The organism is Thiomonas sp. OC7, from assembly GCF_900634595.1.
GTDB classification, from domain to species: Bacteria; Pseudomonadota; Gammaproteobacteria; order Burkholderiales; family Burkholderiaceae_C; genus Thiomonas; species Thiomonas arsenitoxydans.
The window spans coordinates 2,147,543-2,160,220 of sequence record NZ_LR131953.1 but is presented as its reverse complement, the minus strand read 5'-3'; the positions used below and the strand labels follow the sequence as shown (position 1 = coordinate 2,160,220).

Below are 12,678 nucleotides of genomic sequence, written 5' to 3'. Positions count from 1 at the left end.
CTTTGAACGCCAAAGGTGCAGGCGCGGTTTGCTCAGGCAGCGCGCGCCAGCGAGTCGTCGCGCTTGCGCGCGGCGAACTGCCGACAGGCGTTGCCGAAAGCGGCATAGATCGCGCGCGACACGGGGTTTTGCGCGGCCTGCCATTCGGGATGCCACTGCACCGCCAGCAGAAAGCCAGCGTCGGTGCGGTGAGCGGGTTGATAGGTGTACGCCTCGACCAGGCCGTCGGGCGCATGCGCCTGCGCCAGCAGATCGGGGGCGAGGGTCTGGATGCCTTGGCCGTGCAGGCTGTTGACCTCCCAGGAGTCGGCGCCAACGATGGCCTGCAGCATGCCGCCGGACACAGCCTGCACGCGGTGCGCGGGGCCGTACTGCCCGGCGACATCCAGCGCGTCGTCTTCACGATGATCATCAAAGCCTTCGGTGTTGTGCACTTCCTGCAGCAGACTGCCGCCGAGCGCGACATTGATTTCCTGAAAGCCGCGGCAGATGCCGAGCACCGGAATGCCGCGCGCAATGGCGGCGCGGATCAGGGGCAGGGTGGTGGCATCGCGCGCCGGGTCGGCTGGCGACTCAGGGTTGCTCAGCGCCTGGCCATAGTGGTGCGGCTCGATATTCGACGGCGAACCGGTGAACACCAGCCCGTCCACATCACCCAGCACCGCATCCAGCGGCAGGTTCGCGCCCATCGAAGGCAGCAGCCAGGGCAACACGCCCGACAGCGGCAGCAGCGGGTCGACATATTTTTGCGTCACCGCATATGTCGGGTGCCCGCCGATCAGCTTCAGATCGGTGGTGACCGCAACGCGAGGCAAGAAGGTGAGGTTGGACATCATCAAAGCTGGATCAAAGGCCCAGGAAACAAGGGTGGAAGCACACAGGCATGTTCCCTGTTTTAGTGCATTGCAACAAGAGGCAGAGCCTGAGGCAGCCGCTCGATTTTCGCCCTGATTTGGTGCGACGCAATAAGGCAAGGCACCATTCTGAATTGGCCTGAAAAACAAAAAATACTAGGGTTTTCCATGACTTAGCGTGATTCTATAGGCTCAATTTACCTGCCAACTGGTACTCTCGGAAGTGCCACTCCCTGCTTTTATCATGGAGCCAGTTTTTACCTGCCGCGCCCAACTCATGCGACCCCTTGCCCTGTCCGAACTCCTGCTCACCGAACTTCAGCGCACCGAAGGCGACGCGGCGGCAGCCCCGCCGCTCAACCGGCGCCTGTATCTCTCGCTGCGCGGCGCCATTCTGGCGGGTCGCATCACCGCCGGGGTGCAACTGCCGTCCACCCGCGATCTGGCGCGCGACCTGAATCTCTCGCGCAATACGGTCATGTCGGCCATCAACCAGCTCACGGCGGAAGGCTACCTCACCGCGCGCCAGGGCAGCGGCACCTTCGTCTCCGACACCCTGCCGGAACTCGGCCCGCTCAGCCCGGCAGTACGCGGACGCAAGCTGGCGCAGGCCGCCAGTGCGAACAGCGGCTCGCCGCGCGAACTCTCGCAGCGCGGCAATCTGCTCACCGCGCAGTCGGGCTCGGCAGACTTTGAGGTGCAGCCGTTCGCGCCCGGCGAGATCGAGTTTGCCGAATTCCCCATTCAGCTCTGGCAAAAGCTGCAGGCCAAGTATTGGCGCAGCCTCGACCGCGACCTGCTCGATTACGGCCAGGAAGGCGGCTATATGCCGCTGCGCGTGGCCATTGCGCAGTACCTCAGCCTGTCGCGCTCGGTGCGGGTGACGCCCGAGCAGGTGCTCATCACCTCGGGCACGCAGCAATCGCTCGATCTGGCCGCGCGCCTGCTCACCGATCACGGCGACGAGGCCTGGGTGGAAGACCCCTGCTACTGGGGCGCGCGCCGGGCGTTGCAGGCCGCCGGGCTGAAGCTCAAGCCGATCGCGGTGGACTTGGAGGGCATGGCGCCGTCAGCCGCCGACTGGCAGCAGGGCAGGCCACGGCTGATCTACGTCACGCCCTCGCATCAATATCCGCTGGGCCATGTGATGAGCCTGCAGCGCCGCCGCGCCCTGCTGCAGTTTGCCGCGCAACAACGCTGCTGGATTTTTGAGGACGATTACGACAGTGAATTCCGCTTCGGCGGCCGTCCCTTCGCCAGCCTGCAGGGGCTGGACGATCATGCCCAGGTGCTCTATTCAGGCACCTTTTCCAAGGTGATGTACCCCGGCATCCGGCTGGGCTATCTGGTGGTTCCGACCGATCTGCTGCCCGCCTTCAACACCGGGCTCTACGACCTGTACCGCCCGGGTCAGCTCATGCTGCAGGCCGCACTGACCGACTTCATCACCGAAGGCCATCTCAACACCCTGATCCGCCGCCTGCGCGTGGCCTACCAGGCGCGGCGCGACGAACTGGCGCGGCGCATTCAGCGCTGTCTGGGCGACCGGGTGCAGATCTCCGGCCAGGAATCCGGCCTGCACCTCTGTTTGCTGTTCAACACACCCGAGGTGGACGACGAAGCCATCGCCCGCGCCGCCGATGCCCAGGGCATGACGGTGCGGCCGTTATCGCGCTATTACCTCGGCGCACCGCAGCGACGCGGGCTGATCCTCGGCTATGCCTACGTCCCCACCGAGCGCGTACCGCCCTGGGCGCAGAAGCTGTGCATGCTCATCCGCAGCCAGCTTCCCGACTAGGGCCTGTTCACGCTATTGGTGCACCCGCGAAAATAGCGTGAGAAGGCCCTGAGCCGCAATCAAGCGGCGTGGGCCACGCCCGCCAATTGTTCCATCCGGGTCTTGTCGTCGCGCAAGGCGGCCGCATCACCCGAAAAGACCATCTCGCCTTCAGACAGCACGTAGGCGCGGTCAGCCAGTTGCAACGCGAGAAAGGCGTTCTGCTCGACCAGCAGCACGGAAATCCCTTCTTCCTTCATGCGTCCCACCGTGCGCATCACCTCCTGCACGATCACAGGCGCCAAACCCTGCGAAGGCTCGTCAAGAATGAGTAGCTTGGGGTTGAGCAGCAGCGCGCGCGCAATGGACAGCATCTCCTGCTCGCCGCCTGAAAGGCGCCCGCCTTTGCTGGTGCGACGTTCATGCAGACGTGGAAAGAGTTGGTACACGCCATCGATATTCCAGCGTCCCGGCGTTTCGTGCACCACCAGCAGGTTTTCGTGCACCGTGAGGTGCCCGAAGATCTTGCGGCCCTCGGGCACATAACCCACGCCCAGGCCCGCAATGCGGTGCGGCGAGGCGCCAGTCATGTCCTTGCCGAAGAATTTGATCTTGCCCTGGCGCGGCGGCGTCAGCCCCATGACCGAGCGCATCGTCGTGGTCTTGCCAGCGCCATTGCGGCCCAGCAGCGCGACGAGTTCGCCTTCGCCCACGGTCATCGACACGCCTTTGAGAATATGGCTTTTGTCGTAGTAGGTATGAATGTTGTCGAGTTCGAGAACGGCGGTCATAAGCGGAAAGTCCTGTGGGGATGTCGGCTTGGGTCAGGGCGGTCAGGCCGCTTGACCCAGATAAGCCGCCTGCACCCTTGCGTTGTTGGCAATTTCATCGGCCGTGCCCTCGGCGAGCAGCGTGCCGTTGTCGAGCACGGTGATGCGATCGGCGATGCCGAACACGATTTCCATGTCATGCTCCACGAACAGCGTGGCGATGCCCTGGTTCTTGTTCAGATCACGGATCAGCGCGGTCATATGGTGCGTCTCTTCATCTCCCATCCCGGCGGTGGGCTCGTCGAGCAGGAGCAGCTTGGGACGGCGGGCCAACGCAATGCCCACCTCGACCACCCTTTGGTCGCCGTGCGACATCTCGCCCGTCACCCGGTCCGCTTTGCCGCTGATCTTCACCAGATGCATCAACTCATCCACCTGATCGTCGATGCGTTTACGCAGGGCGCGCCCCATCCAGGGACGCAAGTTCACGCCCTGCGCCACCTCAACGGCAATGCGCAGGTTTTCATACACCGTGAGCGAGCGGAAGATCTCGGTGATCTGAAACGTGCGGATGATGCCCCGCTTGACCAGTTCTGCCGGGTTGACGGTCTGGATGGGCTTACCGTCAAACAAGATCTGCCCGTCACTGGGCGGGAAGAAGCCGCTGATCAGATTGAACAGCGTGGTCTTGCCCGCGCCGTTGGGGCCAATGACCGCGCGCAACTCTCCGGGCTGCACGTCGATGGAAATGTCAGTCAGCGCCTTGAGTGCGCCAAAGCGGCGCGAGACGTTGTGCAACTGCAGCAAGCTCATGATGCCTTCCCCTTGCGCTGCAAAAACCCCATCACACCCAGCGGGAAAAACAGCACCGACAGCACAAAGATCAGGCCGATGACGGACATCCAGTTGTCAGTCACCGAGCTGGCGTAATCCCGCACCAGCACGAAGATGGCCGCCCCGACCAGTGGCCCCCAGAAGTTGCGCATACCACCCAGCACCGCAATCACCACCAAGTCGCCTGAAAAGGTGTAGTTCAAAGTGTTGGGCGAGGTGAAGTTGTCGAGCAGGGCGTTGAGACCGCCGGCCAGCGCCACGATCAGGCCAGACAGAGCGAAGGAAATCGCCGCATAGCGCTGCACCGGCAGGCCGAGAAAGGTCAGCCGCTTCTGGTTTTCGCGGATGGCCACAAAGGTGTGCCCCAGCGGAGAGTTCAGCACGATCCACAGCACCAGGGCACCCAGCGCGAAGCAGGCCACGACGAGGTAATAAAAGCCCAGAGAGCCCATGGTCCAGTCGAACCCAAACAGATGCAGGGTGTGCCGGGAAAAGCCGGTCAGCCCGTCATAGCCCCCGGTCACGGCCTGCCAGCGAATGGCGATGAAATAAAACATCTGTCCGATCGCAATGGTGATCATGGCGAAGTAGATGCCGCGACGACGCACGGCGATGGGCGCGAGCACGGCGGCCACAACGCCCCCCAGCAAAGTGCCCCCGAGCAGCGCCAACAGCACGTTGTGCGTCATGTACTTGAGCATCAAGCCGACGCCGTAGCTGCCCAGCCCGAAATAGGCGGCATGCCCGAACGACAGGCCGCCGGTATGCCCGAGCAGCAGATTCAGCCCCATGGCGGCCAGGCCGTAGATCAGCACGCGCGAGGCGATGTCGTTGTAGCCGCCGACATAGTGCAGCCAGGCCGGGGCGGTGAGCAGCACCAGCGCCAGAATGCCGGTGCCGAGATGCTGTTTGAGGTTGGAGGTTTGCATGGCAGATCGGGGAGGTGGAGCGGTATAGGCGGGCGTACTCATTCGAACAATCCCTCCTGTCCCATGAGTCCGCGCGGTCGCACCACCAGCATCAGCCCCATGATGAGGTAAATCACCGCCTCACTCGCCGCGGGAAAGTAGGCCGTGGTGATGCCCGAGGCCACCCCGATGAGCAGACCGCCCAGCAGAGAACCCAGCAGAGAACCCACGCCCCCGACCACGATGGCGACAAAGGCCGGCATGAGCAGGCCGTCTCCCATCGTCGGCTCCAGCCCGAGTTGGCCCGCCGCCAGAATGCCGGCCACGCCTGCAAACACGATGCCGATGACAAAGTTCGCGGTGCGCAGCAGGTAAATGTTCACGCCAAGCGCCGATACGGTTTCGAGATCGGCATTGCCGGCGCGGATGCGGATGCCTAGTCGGGTGTAGCGCAGCACGGCGAACAGCACGGCAGTACCCACCAGAGCAACAGCGACAACAAAGAGGCGGTAGCCGGTGAGAAAGAAGTAGGTCTGGCTGAGGGGATGTCCCAGCGATTCCGGTATGGACAGCGGCACCCCGTTGGCGCCCCAGACGGTGCGGATCACGTCCTGCATGATCAGCGCCAGACCGAAGGTCAGCAACAGCGAATACAGCGGATCGCGTTTGTACAGGCGGCGAATGAGAAACACCTCGACCACCAGACCCAGCACCCCGGCGAGCAGTGGCGCAACCGCCAGCGCTCCCCAGAACCCCAGGCTCGGCTCCAGCGTGTACGCAAAGTAGGCCGCCAGCGCCATGAAGGCGCCCTGGGCGAAATTGATGGTGTTGTTCAGCCCGAGTATGAGCGCCAGACCGAGCGCCAGCAGCGCATAGAACGCGCCGGTGATCAGACCGTTGAACGTGTTGAAAATAAGGACGAGATTCAAGGCAATGCCTCCGCAGCAGCAGATGGACAGGCTGCGGACCCGCGCAGCGGCGGGTCCGCAGGCACGCGCAGTGGCGCTTCAGGCGCGCGGAAGCACGCAGCCGGTTTCTGAAGGCGGCAGCGCGATCTTCTCGCCCGGCACGATGCCCGAAACGTCGAACAGGTTCGGATACTTGCCCGTCTGAATCACGTGCCCCGGGAACATGCCCAGCATCAGTTGGTGATCCTGCGGACGGTAGAACACATTGCCGGGCTGCAGCGCGATCTCCGGCGGCAGCACCAAGCCCTCCATTGCCTTGACCACCTTGGCGGTCTCCAGCGACTTGGCTTTTTCGACCGCGAGGCGGATGGCATGCGTGGTGGCAAAACCAAACCATGCGCGCGCCGTCGGATATTCACCTTTGTTGGCTGCGGTGTAACGCTTGACGAAGTCCGCCACATGCGGGGTGTTCGGCTGGTTCCAGTACCACTCCATGGTCCACCAGCCGTAGCGGGCCGCCTCGGGCAATGCCTGCGCCTGCTCCAGCTCGAACAAAGCACCGCCCACGACGATGTCTTTGTTGATGCCGAATTGCGCGATCTGCTTCATGCAGTTGACCTGATCGTTACCGGCCAACAGCAGGCACAGCACGTCGGGCGACTTGGCTTTCACGTCGATCAGATAGGACGAAAAATCGGTCGCCCCCACGGGCACCAGCGCACCGCCCACCACGGAGCCTCCCGCCTTCTTGAGCTGTGTGGTGTAGTCGGCCTGCTCAGACTGGCCAAAGGCGTAGTCAGTGGTCAGGAAGTACCACTTCTTGCCGAATTTCTTGTAGAGCGTCTCGAAGTCGCCGGCCGTCAGCATCCAGGTGGTCGAGCAGGTGCGGAAGGTCGTGGTCTTGCACTCCTTGCCGGTCAGGCTGTCGACGTGGCCGCCGGTACAGACGAAGAGCTTGTCGTGGCGGTTGGCAAACTGCGACACGGCGAGCGAGGCCGCCGAGTTGACCGTGCCCATGAGGAAATCAACCTTGTTCTGGCTCAGCAGACGTGAGGCCTTGTCGACCGCAGTGCCGGGATTGCCTGCGCTGTCTTCCACGAAGATCTGCAGAGGACGTCCCATTACGCCGCCCGCCTTGTTGATCTCCGCTTCAGCGAATTTGGCACCCTTGATTTCGCTCTGCCCGAGCGCTGCAAATGTGCTGGTGATCGGGTCGATCATGCCGATCTTCACTGGCGTCTCGCTAGCACCCCAGCTCGGCACCTGCGTGCCCAGCAAAGCGGCCAAACCTGCCGCGCCGCCCGCCTTGATCAGCGTGCGACGATCCATCTGAACCTGCTCTTTCGAATCTTCCTTGTTCATGCCTGTCTCCTGTTGTGTCAACGAACTGAAATGACGTTTTTTGTGAACCGAGACGACTATAGGGAGGCGACCGGAAAAGAGATAGAGGAGGAACCGGGATGAATTGAAACCTCATGTAACCCGTGTGAGCGAACGTTATAGCGCGGTGAAAAACTTCGCCAAACAACGAGGGTGTACCCGCAGAAATCGCCAGCGGGGCGAAGGTGTTTTGCCTTGAGTTTGGGGAATCACACTCCAACGCCGCAGAGCGGTTAAGCCTTCTTCAAACCAGATCGCGCAGCCGGTACCACAGCATGCCGAGCACCAGCGCGGGGGTGCGCAGCAGGTCGCCGCCGGGGAAGGGTTTGTGGCGCAGGCGGGTGAATAGGTCGAAGCGCTCGGCCTGTCCGGCGATGGCCTCGGCGGCGAGCAGCCCCGCCATGCCGGTCAGCGCCAGACCGTGACCCGAGAAGCCCTGCAGATACAGCACATCCGGGGCGATGCGACCAAAGTCGGGCGCGCGGTTCATGGTGATGTCGACAAAGCCGCCCCAGGCATGGGTGATCTTCACGTCGCTAAGCTGCGGGTACACCGCCAGCATGCTTCGGCGCATGGTGGCGACCAGATCACGCGGGGTGGCGGTGGAATAGCTCACCCGGCCACCGAACAGCAGACGGTCGTCGCCAGTGAGGCGGTAGTAATCGAGGACGAACTGGGTGTCGCACACGCAGGCGCGGTTGCGCACCAGAGACTTCGCGCGCTGCGCCCCGAGCGCTTCGGTGGCGATGATGTAAGTACCCACAGGCATGATGCGCCGGGCCAGCTTGGGCGCCACATCGCCGAGCTGCACATTGCCGGCGAGCAGCACATGGCGCGCGCGCACGCTGCCCCGGGCGGTCTGCACCAGGGCTTTGCCGCCCCCTGCCTGCGCGGCGGGTTTGACGCTCAGCACCGGTGATTGCTCGTGCAGCACCGCCCCGGCGTTGAGAGCGGCGCGGCCGAGTCCCAAGGTGTAGTTGAGCGGGTGCAGGTGGCCGCCGAAATCGTCCAGCACCGCGGCGCAATAGCGTTTGCTGGCGATGAGGCTGCGGGTCTGCTGCGCATCGAAGCTCTGCAGATGGGTGTAGCCGTATTCGCGCCGCATGTGCTCGGCCCAGGCGTGCAGCGCGCGGGCTTTCTTGGGCGTGACCGCCACGCTCATCGCGCCGGGCGTCCAGTCGCAGTCGATGGCGTATTCATCAATGCGACTGCGCATCAGGCGAATGGCGTCGAGCGACATTTCCCAGGCGAAGTGCGCGCTCTTGGCGCCGAGCTGGCGCTCGAACGGCTCCATCTCGCTGGCATAGCCCGCCAGCGCCTGGCCGCCGTTACGGCCCGAAGCGCCCCAGCCGATGTGTCGCCCTTCGAGCAACACCACCTGCATGCCGCGCTTGCGCAGTTCCAGCGCGGCCGAAAGCCCCGCCAGACCGCCGCCGACGATGCACACATCCGCCTGCACCTCGCCCTGCAGGGGCGCATGGCGCGGCGCGGCGTGCGCCGAATCGACGTAATACGAGTTCTCGATCAGGCTCTGCGCCTGTTGTTCCAGCCGCATCATGCGCGGGATCCTTCCGGGTCAGGGGGTGACAGTTTTTTCTGAAGCGAGTCGCGCGCACAGATAAGTCCAGACGCACAGCGCGGCGATATTGGAGGTGAGTTCGGCGTGGTCGTAGGGCGGCGACACTTCCACGCAGTCCATGCCGACAAAAGGCAGCTGCATGGCGCACAACTCTTCGAGTAGCGACAGCACCTGCGCGCTGCTCAAGCCGCCGGGCTCGGGCGTGCCGGTGCCGGGGGCGAAGGCGGGGTCGAGACAGTCGATGTCGAGCGTGACATACACCGGGGCGTTGCTCGCGGCCAGCCGGGCGCGAATATCGGCGGTGATCGGTGCAAGCTGCGACGGGCTCTCCAGGCCGCGCAGTTCGCGCGCTGTGATCACCCGGCCGCCGATGGCGTTGACGTATTCACGCGCCTCGCGCTCGGCGGCTGAGCGGATGCCCACCTGCACAAAACCCTGCGGCACCACCAGCCCTTCCTGCACCGCCTCAAACACCCAGGTGCCGTGCCCCGATGGCTCACCGAAGTGGTCGGTCCAGGTGTCGCAATGCGCATCGAAATGCAGCACCGCCAGCGGCTGGCCATGCACCGCGCGCAAAGCCCGTAGCAAAGACAAGGTGATGGAATGATCGCCACCCAGCCACACCATGTGCTGACGCGCCAAGAGTGTTCGCGCCTGGGCTTCGAGCGCGGCGCGCAGGGTCTCCAGGCTGGTGTTGGGCAGATACAGATCGCCGTGATCGAACAGGTCTGCGGTAGGCGAAAGATCGAAAAACGGGTGCGTCGCATCGCACAGCATCTGGCTGGCCTGGCGGATGGCGTTCGGCCCGAATCGGGCACCGGGGCGGTTGGTCACCGCCCCGTCCCAGGCCACGCCGGCCACGCCGAAGCGGGACGTCGGCGCATTCTCGGCGCTGGCTGCTGCGCCGAGAAACCGTTGCTGCGACAGATAGGCAAAAGCGTGTTGAACCATATTTTTCGAATAAGTGAACGGACTGCGAAGTTCAGTCCACGCCAATGAAGCCCTGCAAGCGGTCTGAACCATATCGACAATTTTTCATGAACGATAGAACCACTTTGCCCACCGCGCGCGGGGCCATTTCGGGGCTTGCCATGCCCCCGCGGGCTTGGCGATACTGCGCGTCGGCCGTTTTCCACAGCGTCTTCCGACGCCCACCGTCATGAGCCCCACAAGCCTTCCCGCCGACCGCGTTGCCCGCTTTCACGCGATCGAGGCCGCCCGCTTCCTGGCCGCGCATCCGCGCTGCGTCGGGCTGCACCAGCAGGCGCAGCGCCACTTTCTGTTCGGCGTGCCCCTGCACTGGATGGCCGATGCGCCTGCGCCCGTGCCGCTCTATGTGGACAAGGCGCAGGGCGCCCGATTGTTCGACGTGGACGGCCACGCCATCATCGACTTTTGTCTTGGCGATACCGGCGCCATGTTCGGCCACAGCCCCGCAGCCATCGCCCGCACCCTGGCGGAATACGGCGCGGATGGCGCCACCACCATGTTGCCGTCCACGGTAGCGCTTGAAGTCGCTGACCTGCTGGAGCAGCGCTTCGGCCTGCCGATGTGGCAGTTCACCGCCACGGCCAGCGATGCCAACCGCTTCGTGCTGCGCTGGGCGCGCGCACTCACCGGGCGCAAGCACATCGTGGTGTTCAACGGCTGCTATCACGGCACAGTCGATGATGTGTTCGTCGATCTCGACGCGCAGGGGGCCGCCCACACCCGTCCCAGCCTGCTGGGTCAGGTCCACGACCTCACCACCTACACCCGCGTGGTCGAGTTCAACGACCTCGACGGCCTGCGGGCCGCGCTGGCCGCAGGCGACGTCGCCTGCGTGCTCACCGAGCCGGTGCTCACCAATATCGGCATGGTCTTGCCCGAGCCCGGTTTTCTCGAAGCCGTGCGCGCGCTCACCCGCGAGCACGACGCATTGCTGGTGATGGACGAGACGCACACCATCTCCTGCGGCCCCGGCGGCTACTGCCGGGCGAACGATCTGCAGCCCGACGTGCTCGTCCTGGGCAAGCCCATCGCCGGGGGTACGCCCGGCGCGGCCTATGGCTTCACAACGCAAGTCGGCGCGCGCATGCAAGCCGTCAAGACCGCATCGCCGCCGGGCCATTCCGGCATCGGCACCACCCTGTCAGCGGGGCTGCTCACCCTGCGACTGATGCGCACCATGCTGGCCGAGGTGATGACCGAGGCCGCCTACGCCCAGATGTTCACCATTGCCAACCGTGTGGCCGACGGGCTGGAACGCGTGATCGCGAACCACGGTTTGCGCTGGACGGTGACGCGCATCGGCGCGCGCTGCGAAGTGCAGTTCGCCCCTCAGCGCCCGCGCAACGGCAGCGAGGCCCGCGCCGCCTTCGACGACGCGCTGGAGCCCGCGCTGCAGCTCGCGCTGCTCAACCGCGGCGTGCTGCTAACCCCCTTCCACAACATGCTGCTGGCCAGCCCGGCGCACACCGAAAGCGACGCGCATGCGCTGATCAGCGCCTTTGACGACGCGCTCAGAGCCCTGAAAAATGCCTGACTTCGGCGAATCTCCGCTTGACACTCTGTTTCGCAGAGTAATAAGCTCTGCGAAACAGAGTGATTCAGGGAGATCGCATGCCATCCATCGCCTCACAGCAGCTCGACAGCATCCACGCCATGCTGGGTGCCGGGCAGCGCAGCCTGCGCCTGGAGTCTCATAGCCTGATTCTGTGGGGGACGAGCTTTGGCGGTCTGGCCCTGGTCAGCAACCACCTGTTGACCGCCGATCAGATCCCCGACGCCGCAACGCGCGCCATGGCCTGGCTGGGACTGATGTCCCTGCTGCTCGGTGCGGTCAGCCTGCTGGACTGGCAGCTCACCCGGCGAGCCAAGCTGGCGCGCGACGAACTATGGTCGTTCATCCATCGCCAGGTGCTCAAGGTGTGGTGGCTGCTGCTGTCGGCCGGCGTGCTGGGCACCTTCGCCACCTTTTTCTTTGGCGGCGCCTACCTCGTCTTCCCCCTTTGGCTGGTGCTCGTCGGCCTGGGTCTGTATGTGCATGGCCTGTTTTCGGAGCAGACGGTCGAGTGGGTCGGCGGTCTGCTCATCGCCCTCGGGGTGTGCTCGGTGCTGTTTCGTCTGGATGCACAGTCCTTGCAGTACCTGGCTGCAGCCGCCTTCGGCCTCGGAATGCCGCTGCTCGCCCTGCTGCAGGGCCAAAGGCATGCAACGTCGACACCGTTTTGGCTGCGCGGCGCCAAGCTGCTGCTCTGGCTGGGCGTGGTGCTTGTCCCGCCGCTGCTGGCACAGCGCCTGGCCGACGCGCAGCAGCCCGCCGCCGCTCCGCTGCAGACTTTGCAGGAATGTGCCCGCAATCCGCTGACGCGGCAGACCGTGCTGCTGCCTGCCGGGCTGTCCATACCGGTGCACGTCGAGGTGTCAGGCGATGCCTTTTCTCCCAGCGCCAGTTCGGTGCTGCCCCTGGTACTCAAACGCCCGGTGGAAGTGCTGGTCGAGCACGGGCGACCGACGGGGCAATGGCGCTACCCCACAGGTCCCTGGCAGCACGAAGGCTATCCAACGGCCCTGCTTATTCCCTGGATGCGCGCCACGCTGCAACCGGGCGTCGGCCCGCAGTTGCAAATCGGGCTGGTGGTGAATATGACCGCACGCGACCCGTCCTGATCCGTCCTCTTTCAACC

The 12,678-nt window shown here is 64.3% G+C and carries 11 protein-coding genes; 3 read left to right on the top strand and 8 right to left on the bottom strand.

Going from position 1 to position 12,678, the window contains the following annotated elements; all coding sequences use genetic code 11:
- Window positions 1-32: 32 nt before the first annotated feature.
- On the bottom strand, window positions 33-833 hold the full coding sequence (locus tag BIO17B3_RS10325) for a gamma-glutamyl-gamma-aminobutyrate hydrolase family protein (protein ID WP_232054257.1): 801 nt from the start codon (window positions 831-833) through the stop codon (window positions 33-35).
- Between the two features lie 298 nt (window positions 834-1,131).
- Here BIO17B3_RS10325 and BIO17B3_RS10320 point away from each other — a divergent pair, with 298 nt between their 5' ends.
- Window positions 1,132-2,652: a PLP-dependent aminotransferase family protein gene (locus tag BIO17B3_RS10320; RefSeq protein ID WP_156053978.1), complete on the top strand. Its 1,521-nt coding sequence runs from the start codon at window positions 1,132-1,134 to the stop codon at window positions 2,650-2,652.
- Window positions 2,653-2,711: 59 nt separating this feature from the next.
- Here the strand turns inward: BIO17B3_RS10320 and BIO17B3_RS10315 are convergent, their stop codons facing one another.
- From BIO17B3_RS10315 to speB, 7 genes are all read right to left on the bottom strand, one after another.
- On the bottom strand, window positions 2,712-3,422 hold the full coding sequence (locus BIO17B3_RS10315) for an ABC transporter ATP-binding protein (RefSeq protein ID WP_156053977.1): 711 nt from the start codon (window positions 3,420-3,422) through the stop codon (window positions 2,712-2,714).
- A gap of 42 nt (window positions 3,423-3,464) precedes the next feature.
- Window positions 3,465-4,214 (bottom strand): ABC transporter ATP-binding protein, encoded by a 750-nt coding sequence (locus tag BIO17B3_RS10310; protein ID WP_156053976.1) that lies wholly within the window; start codon window positions 4,212-4,214, stop codon window positions 3,465-3,467.
- Complete coding sequence (locus BIO17B3_RS10305; RefSeq protein ID WP_156053975.1) at window positions 4,211-5,206, bottom strand: branched-chain amino acid ABC transporter permease; 996 nt, start codon at window positions 5,204-5,206, stop codon at window positions 4,211-4,213. Before BIO17B3_RS10305 ends, BIO17B3_RS10310 begins: the two co-directional genes overlap by 4 nt.
- A complete protein-coding gene (locus BIO17B3_RS10300) occupies window positions 5,203-6,072 on the bottom strand; it encodes a branched-chain amino acid ABC transporter permease (RefSeq protein WP_013121971.1) in 870 nt (289 codons plus the stop codon). Before BIO17B3_RS10300 ends, BIO17B3_RS10305 begins: the two co-directional genes overlap by 4 nt.
- 78 nt (window positions 6,073-6,150) lie before the next feature.
- Complete coding sequence (locus tag BIO17B3_RS10295; protein ID WP_156053974.1) at window positions 6,151-7,413, bottom strand: ABC transporter substrate-binding protein; 1,263 nt, start codon at window positions 7,411-7,413, stop codon at window positions 6,151-6,153.
- A gap of 262 nt (window positions 7,414-7,675) precedes the next feature.
- Window positions 7,676-8,989, bottom strand: coding sequence for an FAD-binding oxidoreductase (locus BIO17B3_RS10290; RefSeq protein WP_156053973.1), 1,314 nt, complete (start codon window positions 8,987-8,989; stop codon window positions 7,676-7,678).
- A gap of 18 nt (window positions 8,990-9,007) precedes the next feature.
- A complete protein-coding gene (gene speB / locus BIO17B3_RS10285; RefSeq protein WP_156053972.1) occupies window positions 9,008-9,961 on the bottom strand; it encodes an agmatinase in 954 nt (317 codons plus the stop codon).
- Between the two features lie 208 nt (window positions 9,962-10,169).
- Between speB and BIO17B3_RS10280 the strand changes: the two genes are divergently transcribed.
- Window positions 10,170-11,534, top strand: a complete 1,365-nt coding sequence (locus BIO17B3_RS10280) for an aspartate aminotransferase family protein (RefSeq protein WP_156053971.1) — start codon at window positions 10,170-10,172, stop codon at window positions 11,532-11,534.
- Window positions 11,535-11,611: 77 nt separating this feature from the next.
- The gene (locus tag BIO17B3_RS10275; protein ID WP_156053970.1) at window positions 11,612-12,661 is read left to right on the top strand and encodes an MFS transporter permease; all 1,050 of its coding nucleotides are present in this window, start codon (window positions 11,612-11,614) and stop codon (window positions 12,659-12,661) included.
- Window positions 12,662-12,678: the final 17 nt, after the last annotated feature.

What these genes read in the sequence shown, in the direction of transcription:
- BIO17B3_RS10305 (WP_156053975.1), bottom strand. Translation starts at nt 5,206, where the DNA reads ATGAGTACGCCCGCCTATACCGCTCCACCTCCCCGATCTGCCATGCAA.
- BIO17B3_RS10310 (WP_156053976.1), bottom strand. Translation starts at nt 4,214, where the DNA reads ATGAGCTTGCTGCAGTTGCACAACGTCTCGCGCCGCTTTGGCGCACTC.
- BIO17B3_RS10290 (WP_156053973.1), bottom strand. Translation starts at nt 8,989, where the DNA reads ATGATGCGGCTGGAACAACAGGCGCAGAGCCTGATCGAGAACTCGTAT.
- BIO17B3_RS10275 (WP_156053970.1), top strand. Translation starts at nt 11,612, where the DNA reads ATGCCATCCATCGCCTCACAGCAGCTCGACAGCATCCACGCCATGCTG.
- BIO17B3_RS10325 (WP_232054257.1), bottom strand. Translation starts at nt 833, where the DNA reads ATGTCCAACCTCACCTTCTTGCCTCGCGTTGCGGTCACCACCGATCTG.
- BIO17B3_RS10315 (WP_156053977.1), bottom strand. Translation starts at nt 3,422, where the DNA reads ATGACCGCCGTTCTCGAACTCGACAACATTCATACCTACTACGACAAA.
- speB (WP_156053972.1), bottom strand. Translation starts at nt 9,961, where the DNA reads ATGGTTCAACACGCTTTTGCCTATCTGTCGCAGCAACGGTTTCTCGGC.
- BIO17B3_RS10320 (WP_156053978.1), top strand. Translation starts at nt 1,132, where the DNA reads ATGCGACCCCTTGCCCTGTCCGAACTCCTGCTCACCGAACTTCAGCGC.
- BIO17B3_RS10280 (WP_156053971.1), top strand. Translation starts at nt 10,170, where the DNA reads ATGAGCCCCACAAGCCTTCCCGCCGACCGCGTTGCCCGCTTTCACGCG.
- BIO17B3_RS10295 (WP_156053974.1), bottom strand. Translation starts at nt 7,413, where the DNA reads ATGAACAAGGAAGATTCGAAAGAGCAGGTTCAGATGGATCGTCGCACG.